We start from the raw sequence: 17,370 nt of genomic DNA on the forward strand, positions 1-17,370 counted from the left end.
CACTCCATTTCGGTCTATCGGAAAGCCGACAGTTTCCCGAGCGCGACGGTGGCTGTCACTCGGTTTTTTCCGAGCGCCCTGATAGCCACACTCAATATCGATGTTTGCCTTGTTGAATTTCAGCGAGGATTTGCTCACTGACATGCACATACGTTTCGCTGCCGGGCAACCAGGCGAAGATCGGGTCATCGCCCGTGAGCCCGGGGTCAAAGCCTTCCGTTTTCAAACGAGTCTTCTGGTATTTGAAGGTCCCGGTGGTTTCCATTTTCACTTTCACCCGCAAGAACAACGGCACGGCATAGGCCGGCATGCGTTGCCGGGCGAAACTCAGCAGTTCGGCGAAATCCAGCGTGGCCAAGGATTCGGCGGGAGTGATCGCGGCCATGCCTGCACGGCCGTTGGTGTTCGGGATTTCCACGCCGTAGGCCACGGCTTCAGAAATTAGCGGGTGCTGCAGCAACAGGTTCTCGACTTCGGTGGTCGACACGTTTTCGCCCTTCCAGCGGTAAGTGTCGCCGAGGCGATCGACAAACTGCGCATGGCCGAAACCGATGTTGCGCAGGAGGTCGCCGGTGTTGAAAAAGCGATCGCCCTTGTTGAATACATCGTGCAGTACGACGCGCGCGGTTTTTTGCGGATCGGAGTAACCGTCCAGCGGCGCCTTGTCATCGATTCGCGCGAGGAGCAGACCCTGCTCACCCTTGCTGACCTTGCGCATGAAACCATCCTCGCCACGGAGCGGCTCGCCACTGTCGTGATCGTAGGCAACCAACTCCCAGGCCATCAGCGAGAACCCGACGGTGTTATCGAAATTGAGGATGTTGGTGAATCCGATGTTGCCGTCGCTCGCCGCGTACAGCTCACAAATGTGCTCGACGGCAAAACGCTTTTTGAACTCGGCCCAGGCACCGGGACGCAAGCCATTGCCGATCATCTTGCGTACATCGTGGCGACTGTCATCGGCGCTCACCGGTTGCTCGACCAGATACCGGCAGAGTTCGCCGACATAGCCGATGGTGGTCGCGCGGTACCGGCGCACATCACTCCAGAACTGGCTGGCGCTGAATTTGCGGCGGATGGCGAACCCCGACGCGCCGTTGATCGCCGATCCCCAGCACACGCACAGGCCTGTGGCGTGATACAGCGGCAAAGTGCAGTAGACGACATCATCCGGGCGCATATCGAGGGCGATCATGCCGAAGCTCGCCGAACTGCGCATCCAGCGTCCATGCTTGAAGACCCCGGCCTTGGGCAGGCCGGTGGTGCCGGACGTGTAGATGTAGAAACACGGATCATCGAAGAAAATTTGCGCGCTGCTCGGCGGGTTATCGCTGCTGGCGTCGGCACTGGCGCTGATCAGATTAACGTAACCCTCGGGCGCGATGCCCGGATGGCTGTAAGTGTCCTGATCAGCGACGAACCATGTACGCGGTGCGGCGATGCAAACCTGATCACGCACGCCGGCATAGGCGGCGGTCAACTCTCCGCCGACCACGATGGCTACCGGCGCGACCAGATTGATGCTGTGGATAAGCGTGTCGCGCATCAGCGAAGTATTGAGCAGCGCACTGACCGCGCCGAGCTTGGCCAGCGCCAGGATGGTCACCAGTAATTCCGCACGGTTCTCGATGAACACCGCGATCACATCGCCCTTGCCGATGCCCTGCTCGCTCAAATAATGCGCGATGCGATTGGCCCATTGGTTGACCTGCGCGTAGGTCAACGCAACGTCGCCCTGCAACAACGCCACACCATCGGGATTGCGCAGCGTCGCCTGCTCGAACGTCCAGCCCAGGCCGCACGTTTGGGTCGGATCCGTGACGTTGGCCACTTTCATGCCCTTGACCACCCGTGGGATGGCCTTGGCAATCATCGGTAGTTTGCGGAGCATCATGCCCCAGGTAATCGTGTCGCTTGGCGCGTGACGCATGAAAGCTCCCCGTTCGGTCTTGACGTGCAGACCGCTGTTCTTGTTATCGGGTAATGAGTGCGACCCACGCGTTTACACCGTGTGTCGAGGAGGAAAGTACGTCAGCGCTCGCGAGGCTGTACACGCGGTTTTTGCAATGATTTGTATCCCGTCTCGCTGATGAAGGAAGAGCGGATTCTGGTACGGACGTTTGGTTCCGTTGAACGGAAAAAATCACGCAAAATGCAGGATGCACGATGGCCATTCATGCAGATTGCACGACACCTGCAAAATGAGATGCTTTCAACTGATTGATTTTAAAGACTTTTTATTTGGTTCAATACTGGCACAAACGCTGCAACTACCTCCGCATGCTTGCCATTCAAGTACATACGGAGCTGATGACATGAGCCTGATTCAAGAAAAATTTACATCGCTGTTCTCCAACTACGAAGTCAGCACTGCCCCACGTCCTGACGGTGGCATCCTGCTCACTCTGCGTAGCAGCGACGGCAAAGTCTTCAAACGCGCACTCTCGTATCAGCAATTGCACGCCGGTGATCAACTGTCGTGGGCAATCAGCGCAATCCGCCGCGACCTGGCCGAACAAGCCAGCGAGCTGCCGCAAATTGCAATGCTGCAGAGCCAGCAGCGTTTTGCTCTGCCGACGTATCACTCGCTGTAATTTGCTTTAAACAAAAACAGGCCGTGGAGCATGCGCTTCACGGCCTGTTTTTTGCGCGCATGATTTTTGTAGGAGCTGCGACACGCGGCGATCTTTTGATCTTGATTTCATGCCTAAATCGAAAGATCGCAGCCTCGTTTCACTCGACAGCTCCTACAGGGATGCGTGCAATGGTCAGAACGCTTCCGGTTCGATCCCGGTAAAGCTGTCAACCGTCACGTGTCCTGCCAACTCCCCGCCTTCACGCGCCAGGCCACAGGTTTTCATGCCGGCTGACTGAGCAGCGTCGAGCTCTTCGACGATGTCCGACAGGAACAGGATTTCATCTGCTTCAACACCCACTGCCTGCTGAATGTTGCGGTAGGACTGCGCCTCACGCTTCGGCCCTGATGTGGTGTCGAAATAGCCGCTGAACAGCGGCGTGAGATCCCCTGCCTCCGAGCAACCGAAAATCAGTTTCTGCGCCTGGATCGAGCCGGACGAGTAAACAAACAGTTGATACCCCGCAGCATGCCAACGTTGCAGCGCTTCAACGGCATCCGGATAAACATGCCCTTTCAGCTGCCCTGCCTGATATCCCTGCGCCCACACCATGCCTTGCAATGCCTTCAGCGGCGTGGCCTTGCGGTCTTCGGCGATCCAGCTCAAGAGAATCTCAACAACCCGTTCGACATCGGCCTGCGGCTCGTTGCTGTCGCTGCGAACGGCATCGAGCTGTTCGGCGACATCAGCACGCGAAGCGTTCTGGCGCACAAAGTCGGGCAAGTGTTTGGCGGCGAAAGGAAACAGCACGTCGAAGACGAAACTCACCGCGCTGGTGGTGCCTTCGATGTCGGTGAGGATGGCTTTGATCGACACGGTTTCAGTCCTCCAGACGCGGGAAGCGGCCGGCGATGTCTTCGCCGGTGAAATTGGCAACCCAGCCTTCCGGGTTGTTGAACAGACGAATCGCCACGAAATGCGGATGCTCGCCCATGTCGAACCAGTGTTTGGTGCCGGCCGGAACCGAGATCAGGTCGTTCTTCTCGCAGAGCACGGCGTAGACGTAGTCGTCGATGTGCAGGGTAAACAAGCCACGCCCAGCGACGAAAAATCGTACTTCGTCTTCGCCATGGCGGTGTTCTTCGAGAAACTTGGCGCGCAGTTCGGCTTTTTGCGGATGGTCGCTGTTGAGGCTGATCACATCGACGGTGATGTAGCCGCGCTCGGTCATCAGCTTGTCAATCTGCTCTTTATAAGCGCTGATGACCTCTTCCTGACTGGCGCCGGGCTGGATCTTCGCGGCGGCTTGCCAGCGGTCGAAACGCACGCCCTGCTCGGCCAGCGTCGAAGCGATGTCTTCGAAATGGGTCAGCACCTTGTTGGGAATCTCAGGGCTGGAAACGTGATAAACAGACAGGCTGCTCATGGGCAATTCCTCGGTAGCGGCGGCGCCGTCCGGCTCTTGCAGACCGGTCGGGCGCAGCATGGCATCAGGCAAACGGGCTGTTTCGGGTGAACTCAGCCTTGGCGGTTCATGACGCTGCGGGTTGTCAGCTCGCATTCAAACAGGAATTCAAAAGCCTCGATCTGCCGCAGCGCGTCGCTCATCTGCGCGCCCCAGGTGTAGAGGCCATGGCCGCGAATCAGATAACCGACGCAATCGGGATGGGCGTCGAGCCAAGGCTGCACCTTGGCGGCGAGGCGTGCAATGTCCTGATCGTTGTCGAAAATTGGCACGCGCACCCGCGATTCGTGGGTGGAAATGCCGCTGAAGGCTTTTTGCAGTTCGTAGTCTTCAAACTCGATGAAGTCTTGCGAAGTGAGGCGCGACAGCACCGTGGCGTTCACCGAGTGGGTGTGCAGCACGGCGCCGATTTCCGCGCGCCAGCTATAGAGCTGGGTGTGCAACAAGGTTTCGGCGGAAGGTTTCTTGCCCGGTTCCAGGCTATTGCCGGACAAATCGGTGGCGAGCACATCATCCACGCTCAACTGGCCTTTGTGCTTACCCGATACGGTCAACAGCGCTTCGCTCGGTGACAGGCGTGTCGAATAGTTGCTGCTGGTGGCTGGCGACCAGCCCCGGCCATATAGAAAACGCCCGGCGTCGACGATCTGCTGGGCGAGCTGTTCACGGCTAAGGCTCATGGCCTGTCCTCTTGCATACATGTGGCAATGATAACGGCAGCGGCAAGCGCTGCGAGACTGGCAATACTAAAGGTCAATGTCGCGCCGAGGGCATTCCAGCTGTAGCCGGAATACAGCGCGCCGAGCGCCCCGCCGGTGCCGGCCAGTGCCGCATACAGCGCCTGGCCCTGACCTTGCTGGCGGGCGCCGAAACTACGTTGCACGAACGCGATAGCAGCCGCGTGAAAACTGCCGAATGTCGCTGCATGCAACACCTGGGCAAACAACAACACCCAGAGAAACTCCGCAAACGAACCGAGCAGCACCCAACGCAACGCCGCCAGCAGGAAGCTCGCCAGCAGCACCCGGCGCAGGGAAAAGCGCGCCAGAATGCGGCTCATGGCCATGAACATCAGCACTTCCGCCACCACACCCACGGCCCAGAGCATGCCGATGACGCCACGGCTGTAACCGAGGCGTTCAAGGTGCAAAGTCAGAAAGGTGTAATACGGCCCGTGGCTGACCTGCATCAGCGCGACGCAAGCATAAAACGCCAGCACGCCGGGATGACGCAATTGCTTGAGAAAGCCCTCACCCGTCGGCCGATTGCCTTGCGCGGGCTGCGCATTCGGCACCCACAGGCTGCTGAGAACGATACCGGCCATGATCAGCACCAGTGCCGCCGGGTAGATGTCCAGACTCAGCCATTCGAACAGCCGTCCCAGCACTACCACAGTGATGATGAAGCCGATCGAGCCCCACAGGCGAATCTGGCTGTAGCGCGAGGTTTGCCCCTGCAGATGCGCGAGGGTGATGACTTCGAACTGCGGCAGTACCGCATGCCAGAAGAACGCATGCAGGGCCATGACCATCGCCAGCCAGGCGTAGGTCTGACTGACGAAGATCAGCGAAAAGGTCAGCAACGTGCACACCGCGCCAAAGCGCACGATGGCCAGACGCCTGCCGGTGTAATCGCCGAGCCAGCCCCAGATGTTCGGCGCCACGCAGCGCATCAGCATCGGAATCGCCACCAGCTCGCCGATGCGCGCGGCACTGAAGCCGAGGTGATCGAAGTACAGCGCCAGAAACGGCGCTGTCGAACCGAGCAAGGCGAAATAGAACAGATAGAAACTGGACAGCCGCCAGTAAGGAAGCGCCGCCACGCCGATTATGCCGCGACGGCTTTGAGCGCAGCCATCAGAGCTGGCCCAGCACCGGCGTGCTCACGCGCACATCGGCGTTCTGCCCACGGTGGCGCAGCAGGTGATCCATCAGCACGATGGCCATCATCGCTTCGGCGATCGGCGTCGCGCGGATGCCGACGCATGGGTCGTGACGACCCTTGGTGATCACATCGACCGGGTTGCCATTCACGTCGATCGAGCGGCCCGGGGTGGTGATGCTCGACGTCGGTTTCAATGCCAGATGCGCAACGATTGGCTGGCCGGACGAGATGCCGCCGAGGATGCCGCCGGCGTTGTTGCTGAGAAAACCCTCCGGCGTCAGTTCATCGCGGTGTTCGGTGCCGCGCTGGGCGACACAGGCGAAACCGGCGCCGATCTCCACGCCTTTGACCGCGTTGATGCTCATCAGCGCGTGGGCCAGTTCGGCGTCGAGGCGGTCGAAGATCGGCTCGCCAAGGCCCGGCATCACGCCTTCGGCGACGACGGTGATCTTCGCTCCGACCGAGTCCTGATCGCGGCGCAACTGGTCCATGTAGGCTTCCAGCTCAGGGACCTTGTCCGGGTCAGGGCTGAAGAAAGCGTTTTCTTCGACCGAATCCCAGGTCTTGAACGGAATTTCGATCGGGCCGAGCTGGCTCATGTAGCCACGAATGACGATGCCCTGACTGGCCAGATATTTCTTCGCGATCGCCCCGGCCGCCACGCGCATCGCGGTTTCCCGAGCCGAGCTGCGGCCACCGCCGCGATAATCGCGCTCGCCATATTTGTGGTGGTAGGTGTAGTCGGCGTGGGCCGGGCGGAACAGGTCCTTGATCGCCGAGTAGTCCTTGGACTTCTGGTCGGTGTTGCGAATCAACAGGCCGATCGAGCAACCGGTGGTGCGCCCCTCGAACACGCCGGAGAGGATTTCGACTTCATCGGCTTCCTGGCGCTGAGTGGTGTGGCGACTGGTGCCAGGCTTGCGGCGATCGAGGTCGCGCTGCAGATCTTCCAGGGAAATCTCCAGGCCCGGCGGGCAGCCGTCGACAATGGCGACCAACGCCGGACCATGGCTTTCGCCAGCGGTGGTGACAGTGAACAACTTGCCGTAGGTATTGCCGGACATGCAGGACGCTCCGTGAAATCAAACCCGAATTCTTGATGCGCGCCAGTATACGCAGGCTAACCGAGTAGTTCATCCTCGAACCTTAGCGGTGCTGGCGAGTCCAACCGGCACCTTGACCAATGATGGCGTGATGATGCTGCGAGTTTTGATCTTGAGTCTTACCCTCTTTACAGGCTTTGCCCAGGCGACAGTCCTACAACGCCCGGTCACTCTGGACACCGGCAACGGCGAACTTTTCGGCTCGTTGTTGCTGCCCAAGTCCGACAGCCCGGTGCCGATTGTTCTGATCATTTCTGGCTCGGGTCCTACAGATCGCGACGGAAACAACCCCGACGGCGGGCGCAATGACAGTCTCAAGCGCTTGGCCTGGGTACTGGCCAAACACAACATCGCCAGCGTGCGTTACGACAAGCGCGGTGTTGCGGCGAGCCTGGCGGCCGCTCCCGATGAACGTGATCTTTCAGTGGAAGGCTATGCGGCGGACGCCGTGGCGTGGGGGCAGAAGCTCAAGGCCGACCCGCGTTTCGGCAAACTGATCCTGCTCGGCCACAGCGAAGGCGCGCTGATTGCCAGCCTCGCTGCGCCGAAGCTGGACGCAGCGGCGGTGATCTCGCTGTCCGGCAGCGCGCGACCGGTCGATCAAGTGATCCGCGAACAGCTGGCGCGCAGCTTGCCGCCGCCACTGATGCTGCGCAGCAACGAACTGCTCGACAGCCTCAAGGCCGGCCATATCGATGACAACGTGCCGCAGCCGTTGCAGGTGATCTTCCGCCCAAGCGTGCAGCCGTACCTGATTTCGCTGTTCCGTCAGGACCCGGCGCAAGCTTTTGCCCAGCTGAAAATGCCGGCACTTATCGTTCAAGGCAGCAACGACATTCAGGTCGGCACCGAGGACGCGAAGCTGCTCAAGGCGGCGAAACCAGACGCGCAACTGACGGTGATCGAAGGCATGAACCATGTGCTGCGCATCGTGCATAACGACATGAAGCGGCAATTGGCCTCCTACAAGGACCCGAATTTGCCCCTGGCCGCCGAACTCGGCGCCGCTGTCATCGAATTTATTGACGGAATTCGTGCAAGTTAACTGCGTTTTACCCTCCAGCCTCACAGAAAACGGCCGATAAGCCTTTGTCGCCAGCGCAACGTCTGGCGGCAAGCAGGGCTTGGACAGGATCTCGCCGTTATGACTGAAACCCAGACTTCACCCGACACCAGCGCTGAAAAAGACGCACCGCCAGCGGTCGAATTGCCGTGGGCGGACGTTCAGGCCGAGCACCACAAGATGCTCCGCCTGGCGCCGCTGCAGACCGACCGCAACACCGGCGGCCGGCCGTTGCGCTTTGTCGAATTCGGTTACGCCGAGCGCAACAGCAAAGAGCGCAGCCTCATGCGCATGGCGATCAAACTGCCGAACCAGCGTGTGCGCAAAGAGCAGAATCATCTTGATGTGTGGGTCGACCACGCGAGCAAACGTGTGAGTTTCGGTCCCGACAGTGGCTTGCAGATTGAACCGCTGAACCGCGGCATTGGTCGTTTCATGGCCGCGCAAGGCATCAACTGGGCGAAAAAGCGCTGGCCCGGCTACACCGTCGACGGCATGGACTTGAACAACAAGGACGCGCTCAACGAAGACACTCGCTTGCGCCGCGACCATTTCCTGCGCGTGCACGGTTTCGATGTGGTTTACGCCGATGCCCAGCATTTGAAAGGCAGCATCAAGGCGGTGCAGGTCGGTGATCTGCTGGGTGACTGGAACAGCGAAAAGCTGCAGATCGTCGAAATTCTTGAAGCTGCACAGATGCTGCAGCAAGCCGAGCAGAATCTGGCTGAACAGGAAGTGAAGCTGAAAAAGCAGGAGGAGAAAGTCAGCAAGTTCAAGCGTGAAGACGCCGGTTTGCGCTTCACCATTACGTGCCTGGTGGCGTTTGCGGTGTTTCAGGCGGGGTTGTTGATCTGGATTGCTACGCACCGGTAGATCAAAAGATCGCAGCCTTCGGCAGCTCCTACACTGGAATGATGGAGATCCTGCAGGAGCCGCCGAAGGCTGCGATCCGATCGTTCCCACGCTCTGCGTGGGAATGCAGCCCGGGACGCTCTGCGTCCCTGAAAACGTCAGACGCGTGAGGCGAAAAGTGCCTGATGCGCGCGGCACTGCTCGGCGGTCAGCATGAACACGCCATGCCCGCCGCGCTGGAATTCCAGCCAGGCGAAATCGACTTCCGGGTACAACGCTTCAACGTGCACCTGGCTGTTGCCCACTTCGACAATCAACAAACCCTTCTCGGTCAGATGATCCGCCGCTTCGGCGAGCATGCGCCGGACCAGATTCAGACCATCATCTCCGCAGGCGAGGCCGAGCTCCGGCTCGTGCTGATATTCGTCCGGCATGTCGGCGAAATCTTCCGCGTCGACGTAGGGCGGGTTCGACACGATCAGATCGAAACGCTGACCCGGCAAGCCCTCGAAGCCATCACCCTGCACCGTGTAGACGCGCTCATCGACACCATGACGCTCGATGTTCTGATTGGCCACTTCCAGCGCTTCGAACGACAGGTCCGCGAGCACTACCTCGGCATTCTGAAACTCGTAAGCACAGGCAATACCGATGCAACCCGAGCCGGTGCACAGATCGAGAATTCGCGCCGGTTCGTTGCCGATCCACGGTGCGAAGCGGTTTTCGATCAGCTCACCGATCGGTGAACGCGGGATCAGTACGCGCGGGTCGACAATGAACGACATGCCGCAGAACCACGCTTCACCGAGCAGGTAGGCGGTGGGAACGCGATCTTCGATGCGGCGCTTGAGCAGGCGCTGCAGGTTGACCAGTTCGTCATCTTCCAGCGCGCAATCAAGATAGCTGTCGGCGATTTCCCACGGCAGGTGCAGAGCGCCCAGTACCAATTGACGCGCCTCGTCCCAGGCGTTGTCGGTGCCATGGCCGAAAAACAGATCCTCCCCATGGAAGCGGCTGACGGCCCAACGGATATGGTCGCGCAGGGTACGAAGTCGGGAAGTGATCACGGCGTAGAGCTCCAAAAAAAACGACTGGCGATTCTAACAGCCAAAACGCCCGACGACGACGCAGGAAAAACCGCGCTGCAACGGTAGGAGATTTCTTTTTTTTGCATCAGGCATTGAACGGAACGTGTAACTTGACAAGGCTGCAGGCCAAGAACGACGGCGCCTACGATGGTAGCGATTCACAGAACCGCTCAGCCAGAGGACAATGTCGCAAAAGCCCCACCCCGAGGAGCCCCAGAATGTCCGTTCCAAAAACGATGTTTCAACTCAGCGGTCGCGGTTACGCAGCGGCCACACTGAGCCATGCCACCGTGGTCATCATCGATGCCCAGAAGGAATACCTCAGCGGCCCGCTCGCCCTGAGCGGCATGGACGCGGCCGTCGCGAACATCAAACAAGTGGTTGCCGCAGCCCGTGCCGCCGGTCGGCCGATCGTGCACGTGCGTCATCTCGGCACCGTTGGCGGCCTGTTCGACCCGCAGGGCGAACGGGGCGAATTCATTCCCGGTCTGGAACCGCAAGGCGATGAAACCATTATCGGCAAATTGCTGCCGAGCGCATTCCATGGCACTGAGCTGCTCGAGCGTCTGCAGAATCTCGGCTCGCTGGACCTGATCGTTTGCGGTTTCATGAGTCACTCCAGCGTCAGCACCACCGTGCGCGCGGCGAAAAATCTCGGTTTCCGCTGCACCCTGGTCGAAGACGCCTGCGCGACCCGCGATCTGCCGTTCAAGGGCCGCGTGCTCAGCGCCGAACGCGTGCAGGAAGCGGAAATGGCAATCATGGCTGACAACTTCGCCACGCTGGCAAAGACTCAGGACCTGATCTGATCCTGCCCTTGTGAGCGGTGCGTTGGCGCCGCTCATCCGCTATATCCGCTGATTTGCCGCAAATGCCATAGCCTCAGGAACAACCCGGTCAACTCCCGGTCGAAGGGCCGATACCATTGAGGAAGGTCGGAATGAAGTTATCCGATGGATTTGACGCACGCCGTTTGCGGCCCAAAGGCCAAAGCAACTGGCGTTTTCGATTTGGCGCGGCGATCTCGGCCATTCTGGCGACGTTCGGCGTGCTGCTGGCGATGGCCGGCGCCGCCAGCCTGCTCGGCCGTCCGCCGGCGCTGGGTGACCTGAACGCATCGCCGCTGGGCTCGGCAATCATGCTCGCGGTCGGCTTGCTGTTTCTGTATTTCGGCGTTGCCCTGTGGCGCCGCTGCCGCCGCCGCGCACGGCAATCGCGGGAACTGAACATGTCCCCGCATCTGATGAAAAAACACGACTGACCCGATGGCCTGGCTTTTTGCCGGGCCGTTTTCTGTCGACTTGGGTAAACTGGCCGCCCTTCGCGGAGGCTGCCATGCAAGACGACGATTTTTCTCTGTTCAAAAGTGCGATCCAAGGCGTCAAGCCGATCAAGCACGACCGCGCCGACACCGGCAAACCCAAGGCTGACCGCGCGCAGATCGCCAAGCTGCGTCAGTCTGCCACCGTGCGCAGCGACACCACTATCATTGACGGCTTGTCCGACCAGTTCGTGATCGACGTCGGCCCGGAAGATGAGCTGATGTGGTCCCGCGACGGCGTGCAGGAAAGCCAGATGCGCAAGCTCAAGGTCGGGCAGATCCCGTTTGAAGGCAGCCTCGACTTGCACGGCATGAGCGTGGAAAAGGCCCGGGAGACGCTTTGGGCCTTTCTCGCCGAAGCGACCAAATTCGAAATCCGCTGCGTGCGCGTGACACACGGCAAGGCTGTGCGCCTGGATGGCAAGCGCCCAATGATCAAAAGCCACGTCAACACCTGGCTGCGCCAGCACGCACAAGTGCTCGGATTCTGCTCCTGCCAGGCCCGCCACGGCGGCGCCGGCGCGGTTTATGTGATGCTGAAACGGACGATGATGGAAGGTCGCGACGAATAAAGCCGTCACACCGAACTTGCAGGGTTGTGTCCGCCACCGTACCCTTGCCCTTTGCGAAAATCCCCACAGGTAGTTTCATGTCCCTGGAACAGAATTACACCGCGATTCTCGGCCAATTGGGCGAGGACGTGTCCCGCGAGGGCCTGCTCGACACGCCAAAGCGTGCCGCCAAAGCCATGCAGTACCTCTGCCGCGGTTATGCACAGACGCTCGAAGAGGTCACCAACGGTGCCCTGTTCAGCTCCGACAACAGCGAAATGGTGCTGGTCAAGGACATCGAGCTGTATTCGTTGTGCGAACACCACCTGCTGCCGTTCATTGGCAAGGCGCATGTCGCCTATATCCCGAGCGGTAAGGTGCTGGGCTTGTCGAAAGTGGCGCGGATCGTCGATATGTACGCCCGTCGCCTGCAGATCCAGGAAAACCTCAGCCGCCAGATCGCCGATGCGGTGATGCAAGTCACCGGCGCGCTGGGCGTAGCCGTGGTGATCGAAGCCAAGCACATGTGCATGATGATGCGCGGTGTCGAAAAGCAGAACTCTTCGATGATCACTTCGGTGATGCTCGGTGAGTTCCGCGAAAACGCGGCAACCCGTAGCGAATTCCTCAGCCTCATCAAGTAATTCGCAACAGAAAACAGCCGGCGTTGATCGCCGGTTTTTTTTCGCCCGTGAAAAATCGGGTAAGCTGCGCGCCTTTCTTCATTCGTACCGTGAGGCTTTCAACGTGTTCGTCAAAGCGCTTCGTGTCGGCCTCGGCCAACTGGTTATCTTCATCGACTTCATCACTCGTCCGGGCAAGAAGAAACGCCCCGCCGCTGCTCAGGCGCAAGTCGACGCTGCCGCAAAAGATCTGACGCTGTATCAATTCCACGCCTGCCCGTTCTGCGTGAAAACCCGCCGCGCCCTGCATCGCCTGAATGTGCCGGTGGCGCTGAAAGACGCGAAGAATAATGAGCAGGATCGCCAGACGTTGCTGGAACAGGGCGGCCGGATCAAAGTGCCTTGCCTGCGTATCGAAGAGAATGGCCAGACAACCTGGATGTATGAGTCCAAGGTGATTATTGATTATCTGGATAAGCGATTTGCGGCGGTCTGATGGTTATGTGGTGGGTTGATTGACGCCTTCGCGAGCAGGCTCGCTCCCACCCTTTGGAATGCATTTGCGCTGTGGGAGCAAGCCTGCTCGCGAAGGGGCCCTCTCAGCCACCGCAAATCCCAGACAAAAATAAACCGGCCCTCGAGCCGGTTTATTGTTTTCAGGCCGCTTTCTCTAGCTGCGCCTGGCGCACCACCGCCGCCAATCGCTTGAGCCCTTCATCCAGGCGCGCTGGATCAATGTGGCTGAAGTTCAAGCGCAAATGCCCGTGATGCTTGTCCGGCTCAGGGAAAAACGGCTCACCCGGCATGAACGCCACATCATTGGCCAACGCCTCGTTGAGCAAAGTCCGCGTATCCAGCGGCTGCTTCAACGTCAGCCAGAAGAACAGCCCGCCCTGGGGCATGTTCCACTCAGCCAGATCGGCAAAGTGGCTTTCCAGCGCCAACTGAAATGCATCGCGCCGCTGCCGATAGAACTCACGCAGATCGCTTAAATGCTGTTGATACTTCTGCGAGCCGATCCATTGCAGCGCCTGCCACTGGCCGATGCGATTGGTGTGCAGATCGGCCGATTGCTTGAGTTTGAGCAGATGCGCGAAGAGGTCCGGGCTGGCGATCAAGTAACCGACACGCAAACCCGGGAGCAAGGTTTTCGAGACGGTGCCGGTGTAGATCCAGCTCGCCTTCTGCAGACGCCCGGCAATCGGCTTGGCGCTGCCGCCATCGAAGGTCAGCTCGCGGTACGGCTCGTCTTCGATCAGGGTGACGCCGAATTCATCAAGCAACGCGGCGACCGCTGCGCGCTTGGCCTCGCTATAGCGTACGGCGGATGGATTCTGGAATGTCGGAATGAGATAGATAAACGCCGGGCGGTGCTGTTCCAGACGGTTGCGCAGTTGCGCCAGGTTGGGGCCGTCGGCTTCCTGCGGCACGGTCAGGCAATCGGCGCCGAACAGCTGGAAGATTTGCAGCGCAGCCAGATAGGTTGGCGCTTCAAGCAAAATTTCCGTGCCCTTGTCGATGTACAGCTTGGCCGCCAGATCCAGGGTTTGCTGGGAACCGCTGACCACCAGCACCTGACTCGCCTCGCATTCCAGGCCAAGCGCCCTCGCCTCTGCCGCCAAGGCTTCGCGCAAGGCCGGCTCGCCTTCGCTCATTCCGTACTGGCCCAGGGACAGCGGCATTTCGGCCCACTCCACTTTTGGCAACATCGCCTCAGCGGGCAAGCCGCCGGCGAACGACATCACCTCCGGACGCTGGGCCGCAGCGAGGATTTCTCGGATCAAAGAACTTTTCAGGCGCGAGACACGTTCGGAAAAAGCCATGGAGGTCACCGTAGCGAGGGATGCGAAAAATGAGTCAAACTGGTTGACTGAAACTACGACAGCTTGAGCGAGTACGTCAACATGCTTGACCTTAAAAACCCCTCCAGTCAGCAACAGGCCATGGAAGCGTTTTTCTTCGGCTACCAGGCGTTCACGGCCAAGGCTGATGAAATGCTCGAGCGTCGCGGCCTGTCGCGGGTGCACCAGCGCATCGTGTTTTTCATCGCGCGCTATCCGAACCTCAGCGTGAAAGAGTTGCTGGCCCTGCTTGGCGTGAGCAAACAGGCGCTGAACATGCCGCTGCGCCAGTTGCAGGAGATGCATCTGGTCGACAGCGTCGCTTCGCAGACCGACAAGCGTAAGCGCTTGCTGGAGCTGACGGCGGAAGGTGCGAAGTTTGAGCAAGCGTTGCGCCGCGAGCAGGTGAAATTGCTTGAGCGGGTGTTTGCCGAGGCCGGGGAAGCGGCGGTGAATGGCTGGCTGGCGGTGAATCTGGCTTTGGGTGGCAGTCTGACAATTCTTGAGTGAATCAACAGGCGCTTTCGCGAGCAGGCTCGCTCCCACATGGGAACGCATTACACAGGTGGGAGCGAGCCTGCTCGCGAATGGCTTGATAGCCATATATCCCTATCAGCAAAAAAATCGCCGACAAAACAAAAAACAATATTTGCTTTATTTGTACACAAAAGCATAATCCACTGCGTGCGAGTTCCTGACTACACGGTCAACAAATTCGCGTATGCCTCAAAGGGCCGCTGCCACCCCTCATGGGTCCGGCCCTGGAAATAACAATAAAACTCTTGAGGAGTACTCGCTGTGGAAAGCCGCAAATCCGAAGCACCGCCGCTCGAGCTCACGCCGCCATTACGCAATGGCCTGCTGGAGCGTCTGTTCAAACTCAGCTTGCATGGCACCACGGTGAAGACCGAGCTGATTGCCGGTCTGACAACCTTCATCACCATGGCTTACATCATCTTCGTCAACCCGAACATCATGGCCGATGCCGGCATCGATCACGGTGCAGCCTTCGTTGCCACCTGTATCGCCGCCGCATTGGGCTGCCTGTTGATGGGGCTGTACGCCAACTGGCCGGTCGGACTGGCACCGGGTATGGGCCTCAACGCCTTCTTCACCTACACCGTGGTCGGCACCATGGGCTACAACTGGGAAACCGCGCTCGGCGCGGTGTTTGTCTCGGGTGTGCTGTTCATGTTCCTGACCTTTTCGCGGATTCGCGAGTGGCTGCTCAACAGCATTCCGGTCAGCCTGCGTTTTGCGATGGGCGCCGGTGTCGGTCTGTTCCTCGGCCTGATCGGTCTGAAGACGGCGGGCATCGTTGTCGACAGCCCGGCAACGCTGATCAAGCTCGGCTCCCTGCGCGAACCCGGCCCGCTGCTCGCAGCGATCTGCTTTCTGATGATTGCCATCCTCAGTTACCACCGCGTGTTCGGCGCAATCCTCATCAGCATCATCACCGTCACTCTCGCCGGCTGGGGCCTGGACCTGGTGCACTACGAGGGCATCATGTCCGCGCCGCCGAGCCTGGCGCCGACCTGGATGGCAATGAACGTCGCTGGCGTGTTCAACGTCAGCATGATCAGCGTGGTGCTGGCCTTCCTGTTCGTGCACATGTTCGATACGGCCGGCACACTGATGGGCGTCGCCCAGCGCGCCAACCTCGTGGCGGCTGACGGGCGCATCGAAAACCTTTCCCGAGCAATGAAGGCTGACAGCGCATCCAGCGTATTCGGTGCCGTGGTCGGCGTGCCACCGGTTACCAGCTACGTGGAAAGTGCCGCTGGCGTGGCCGCTGGTGGTCGGACTGGTCTTACCGCCGTCACCGTGGGTGTGCTATTTATAGCGGCGATGTTTTTCGCCCCACTGGCTGGCATGATTCCCGCTTATGCCACGGCTGGCGCACTGATCTACGTAGCGATGCTGATGATGGGCGGCATGGCCCACATCGAATGGGACGAAGCGACCGATGCGATTCCGGCAATTGTCACGGCGATCATGATGCCGCTGACCTTCTCCGTCGCCGACGGCATCGCGCTGGGCTTCATCACCTATGTGGCGCTGAAGGCCGGCACCGGCAAGTACAAGGAAATCTCCGTCAGCCTGTGGGTGCTCTGCGCGATCTTTATCGCCAAGTTCATCTTCCTGTAAACGCTGCGCGGTTCATGCTTCAACCCAGCCTCACCCTCACCGGTGGGGCTTTTGTGCATTTCGATAACAACAAAGGAGCAAAGCGATGAGTCTGGAAACCTGGCTGCTGTTCAGTGGCGCTGCATTGGTGGTGATCCTGATCCCGGGGCCGCTGTCGTTGCTGATGATCAGCAACAGTCTCAATTACGGTTTGCGCCGCTCGTACCCGGCGTTCCTCGGTGGGGTGATCGCCTCGGTCTGCCTGCTCAGCGCTTCGGCACTCGGGCTTGGCGCCTTGCTGTTGGCATCGGAGCAGTTATTCAGCGCATTGAAAATCGTCGGCGCACTGTACCTGTTCTATCTCGCCTGGCAGAGCTGGCAGCAATCGCGCCAGCCATCGACGGGCGCCGAAGTCCCTGAAGCCGCACCGGTGCCGCGCTTTCGCACATTGTTCGGGCGTGCCTTCGTTCTGGGCGCAAGCAACCCGAAGGACATCCTGTTCTTTGCCGCATTTCTGCCGCAGTTCCTCAGCGCTAACCAACCTTTTCTGCCGCAACTGCTGATCATGATCGCGACCTGGGTGGTGCTCGACCTGTGCTGCAAGCTGGCCTACGGCCTGGGCGCTCATGGCGCAGCGCGGTATCTGCGCAGCGGCAAAGGCCAGAGCTGGTTCAACCGGATCAGTGCCGGGCTGTTTGGCGGTGCCGGCGCGGCCTCACTGCTCAGCAGTCACTGAATATTGATGTGCATAACCCTCCTGACTGAACGGATTCAAGTCAGGAGGGTGCTGTTTACAATTAACCATCTCGCGCCCACTCCCTAATCATTGACAAGCAATACACGGCAACAACCGCTTTATGTACAGCGTTCGAAAGA

Annotated in this window: 19 protein-coding genes; 11 read left to right on the top strand and 8 right to left on the bottom strand. The window is 59.6% G+C overall.

Features of this window, described 5'->3' with window-relative positions; genetic code table 11:
• Window positions 1-91: 91 nt before the first annotated feature.
• Window positions 92-1,930 (bottom strand): long-chain-acyl-CoA synthetase, encoded by a 1,839-nt coding sequence (locus AC4IHP_RS19875; protein WP_490832543.1) that lies wholly within the window; start codon window positions 1,928-1,930, stop codon window positions 92-94.
• A 385-nt stretch (window positions 1,931-2,315) separates the two neighbouring features.
• Here AC4IHP_RS19875 and AC4IHP_RS19880 point away from each other — a divergent pair, with 385 nt between their 5' ends.
• The gene (locus tag AC4IHP_RS19880; RefSeq protein WP_016773780.1) at window positions 2,316-2,594 is read left to right on the top strand and encodes a DUF3509 domain-containing protein; all 279 of its coding nucleotides are present in this window, start codon (window positions 2,316-2,318) and stop codon (window positions 2,592-2,594) included.
• 174 nt (window positions 2,595-2,768) lie between these two features.
• Here the strand turns inward: AC4IHP_RS19880 and mtnC are convergent, their stop codons facing one another.
• The 5 genes from mtnC to aroC all read right to left on the bottom strand — a co-directional run bounded on the left by mtnC (window position 2,769) and on the right by aroC (window position 6,989).
• Complete coding sequence (mtnC, locus tag AC4IHP_RS19885) at window positions 2,769-3,452, bottom strand: acireductone synthase (RefSeq protein WP_490832544.1); 684 nt, start codon at window positions 3,450-3,452, stop codon at window positions 2,769-2,771.
• A gap of 4 nt (window positions 3,453-3,456) precedes the next feature.
• A complete protein-coding gene (locus AC4IHP_RS19890) occupies window positions 3,457-4,002 on the bottom strand; it encodes a 1,2-dihydroxy-3-keto-5-methylthiopentene dioxygenase (protein WP_038861971.1) in 546 nt (181 codons plus the stop codon).
• Window positions 4,003-4,094: 92 nt separating this feature from the next.
• Complete coding sequence (locus tag AC4IHP_RS19895; RefSeq protein WP_460117686.1) at window positions 4,095-4,721, bottom strand: methylthioribulose 1-phosphate dehydratase; 627 nt, start codon at window positions 4,719-4,721, stop codon at window positions 4,095-4,097.
• Window positions 4,718-5,863, bottom strand: coding sequence for an MFS transporter (locus tag AC4IHP_RS19900; protein WP_024012224.1), 1,146 nt, complete (start codon window positions 5,861-5,863; stop codon window positions 4,718-4,720). The genes AC4IHP_RS19895 and AC4IHP_RS19900 overlap by 4 nt, the downstream gene beginning before the upstream one ends.
• A gap of 34 nt (window positions 5,864-5,897) precedes the next feature.
• Window positions 5,898-6,989 (bottom strand): chorismate synthase, encoded by a 1,092-nt coding sequence (aroC, locus tag AC4IHP_RS19905; RefSeq protein WP_024012223.1) that lies wholly within the window; start codon window positions 6,987-6,989, stop codon window positions 5,898-5,900.
• Window positions 6,990-7,119: 130 nt separating this feature from the next.
• Here aroC and AC4IHP_RS19910 point away from each other — a divergent pair, with 130 nt between their 5' ends.
• Window positions 7,120-8,073 carry an alpha/beta hydrolase gene (locus AC4IHP_RS19910; protein ID WP_460117682.1) on the top strand — a complete coding sequence of 318 codons (954 nt, stop codon included), beginning with the start codon at window positions 7,120-7,122 and terminating at the stop codon, window positions 8,071-8,073.
• A gap of 99 nt (window positions 8,074-8,172) precedes the next feature.
• Window positions 8,173-8,964 carry a hypothetical protein gene (locus AC4IHP_RS19915; RefSeq protein ID WP_490832545.1) on the top strand — a complete coding sequence of 264 codons (792 nt, stop codon included), beginning with the start codon at window positions 8,173-8,175 and terminating at the stop codon, window positions 8,962-8,964.
• A 137-nt stretch (window positions 8,965-9,101) separates the two neighbouring features.
• Here the strand turns inward: AC4IHP_RS19915 and prmB are convergent, their stop codons facing one another.
• Complete coding sequence (gene prmB, locus AC4IHP_RS19920) at window positions 9,102-10,010, bottom strand: 50S ribosomal protein L3 N(5)-glutamine methyltransferase (RefSeq protein ID WP_434768252.1); 909 nt, start codon at window positions 10,008-10,010, stop codon at window positions 9,102-9,104.
• Between the two features lie 239 nt (window positions 10,011-10,249).
• Between prmB and AC4IHP_RS19925 the strand changes: the two genes are divergently transcribed.
• The 5 genes from AC4IHP_RS19925 to AC4IHP_RS19945 all read left to right on the top strand — a co-directional run bounded on the left by AC4IHP_RS19925 (window position 10,250) and on the right by AC4IHP_RS19945 (window position 13,022).
• Window positions 10,250-10,840: a cysteine hydrolase family protein gene (locus AC4IHP_RS19925; protein WP_490832546.1), complete on the top strand. Its 591-nt coding sequence runs from the start codon at window positions 10,250-10,252 to the stop codon at window positions 10,838-10,840.
• A 131-nt stretch (window positions 10,841-10,971) separates the two neighbouring features.
• On the top strand, window positions 10,972-11,292 hold the full coding sequence (locus tag AC4IHP_RS19930; protein WP_016773771.1) for a hypothetical protein: 321 nt from the start codon (window positions 10,972-10,974) through the stop codon (window positions 11,290-11,292).
• Window positions 11,293-11,366: 74 nt separating this feature from the next.
• Window positions 11,367-11,924 (top strand): Smr/MutS family protein, encoded by a 558-nt coding sequence (locus AC4IHP_RS19935; RefSeq protein ID WP_016773770.1) that lies wholly within the window; start codon window positions 11,367-11,369, stop codon window positions 11,922-11,924.
• 77 nt (window positions 11,925-12,001) lie between these two features.
• Window positions 12,002-12,547: a GTP cyclohydrolase I FolE gene (gene folE, locus AC4IHP_RS19940; RefSeq protein WP_016773769.1), complete on the top strand. Its 546-nt coding sequence runs from the start codon at window positions 12,002-12,004 to the stop codon at window positions 12,545-12,547.
• A gap of 103 nt (window positions 12,548-12,650) precedes the next feature.
• Entirely contained in the window at window positions 12,651-13,022 is a 372-nt protein-coding gene (locus AC4IHP_RS19945; protein WP_071171524.1) for a glutathione S-transferase N-terminal domain-containing protein, read from the top strand.
• Between the two features lie 160 nt (window positions 13,023-13,182).
• On the opposite strand, the gene AC4IHP_RS19950 is transcribed toward AC4IHP_RS19945, so the two are convergent.
• Entirely contained in the window at window positions 13,183-14,349 is a 1,167-nt protein-coding gene (locus AC4IHP_RS19950; protein ID WP_490832547.1) for an aminotransferase-like domain-containing protein, read from the bottom strand.
• Window positions 14,350-14,430: 81 nt separating this feature from the next.
• Between AC4IHP_RS19950 and AC4IHP_RS19955 the strand changes: the two genes are divergently transcribed.
• The 3 genes from AC4IHP_RS19955 to AC4IHP_RS19965 all read left to right on the top strand — a co-directional run bounded on the left by AC4IHP_RS19955 (window position 14,431) and on the right by AC4IHP_RS19965 (window position 17,230).
• The gene (locus AC4IHP_RS19955) at window positions 14,431-14,877 is read left to right on the top strand and encodes a MarR family winged helix-turn-helix transcriptional regulator (RefSeq protein ID WP_434768249.1); all 447 of its coding nucleotides are present in this window, start codon (window positions 14,431-14,433) and stop codon (window positions 14,875-14,877) included.
• A 288-nt stretch (window positions 14,878-15,165) separates the two neighbouring features.
• A complete protein-coding gene (locus AC4IHP_RS19960; protein WP_039763812.1) occupies window positions 15,166-16,515 on the top strand; it encodes an NCS2 family permease in 1,350 nt (449 codons plus the stop codon).
• An 85-nt stretch (window positions 16,516-16,600) separates the two neighbouring features.
• Window positions 16,601-17,230 (top strand): LysE family translocator, encoded by a 630-nt coding sequence (locus AC4IHP_RS19965; protein ID WP_460117671.1) that lies wholly within the window; start codon window positions 16,601-16,603, stop codon window positions 17,228-17,230.
• Window positions 17,231-17,370: the final 140 nt, after the last annotated feature.

It is taken from the genome of Pseudomonas sp. UF-293 (assembly GCF_058245595.1).

What these genes read in the sequence shown, in the direction of transcription:
- AC4IHP_RS19910 (WP_460117682.1), top strand. Translation starts at nt 7,120, where the DNA reads ATGATGCTGCGAGTTTTGATCTTGAGTCTTACCCTCTTTACAGGCTTT.
- AC4IHP_RS19925 (WP_490832546.1), top strand. Translation starts at nt 10,250, where the DNA reads ATGTCCGTTCCAAAAACGATGTTTCAACTCAGCGGTCGCGGTTACGCA.
- AC4IHP_RS19950 (WP_490832547.1), bottom strand. Translation starts at nt 14,349, where the DNA reads ATGGCTTTTTCCGAACGTGTCTCGCGCCTGAAAAGTTCTTTGATCCGA.
- aroC (WP_024012223.1), bottom strand. Translation starts at nt 6,989, where the DNA reads ATGTCCGGCAATACCTACGGCAAGTTGTTCACTGTCACCACCGCTGGC.
- AC4IHP_RS19965 (WP_460117671.1), top strand. Translation starts at nt 16,601, where the DNA reads ATGAGTCTGGAAACCTGGCTGCTGTTCAGTGGCGCTGCATTGGTGGTG.
- AC4IHP_RS19890 (WP_038861971.1), bottom strand. Translation starts at nt 4,002, where the DNA reads ATGAGCAGCCTGTCTGTTTATCACGTTTCCAGCCCTGAGATTCCCAAC.
- AC4IHP_RS19955 (WP_434768249.1), top strand. Translation starts at nt 14,431, where the DNA reads ATGCTTGACCTTAAAAACCCCTCCAGTCAGCAACAGGCCATGGAAGCG.
- AC4IHP_RS19880 (WP_016773780.1), top strand. Translation starts at nt 2,316, where the DNA reads ATGAGCCTGATTCAAGAAAAATTTACATCGCTGTTCTCCAACTACGAA.
- AC4IHP_RS19895 (WP_460117686.1), bottom strand. Translation starts at nt 4,721, where the DNA reads ATGAGCCTTAGCCGTGAACAGCTCGCCCAGCAGATCGTCGACGCCGGG.
- AC4IHP_RS19935 (WP_016773770.1), top strand. Translation starts at nt 11,367, where the DNA reads ATGCAAGACGACGATTTTTCTCTGTTCAAAAGTGCGATCCAAGGCGTC.
- AC4IHP_RS19915 (WP_490832545.1), top strand. Translation starts at nt 8,173, where the DNA reads ATGACTGAAACCCAGACTTCACCCGACACCAGCGCTGAAAAAGACGCA.
- folE (WP_016773769.1), top strand. Translation starts at nt 12,002, where the DNA reads ATGTCCCTGGAACAGAATTACACCGCGATTCTCGGCCAATTGGGCGAG.
- AC4IHP_RS19875 (WP_490832543.1), bottom strand. Translation starts at nt 1,930, where the DNA reads ATGCGTCACGCGCCAAGCGACACGATTACCTGGGGCATGATGCTCCGC.
- AC4IHP_RS19930 (WP_016773771.1), top strand. Translation starts at nt 10,972, where the DNA reads ATGAAGTTATCCGATGGATTTGACGCACGCCGTTTGCGGCCCAAAGGC.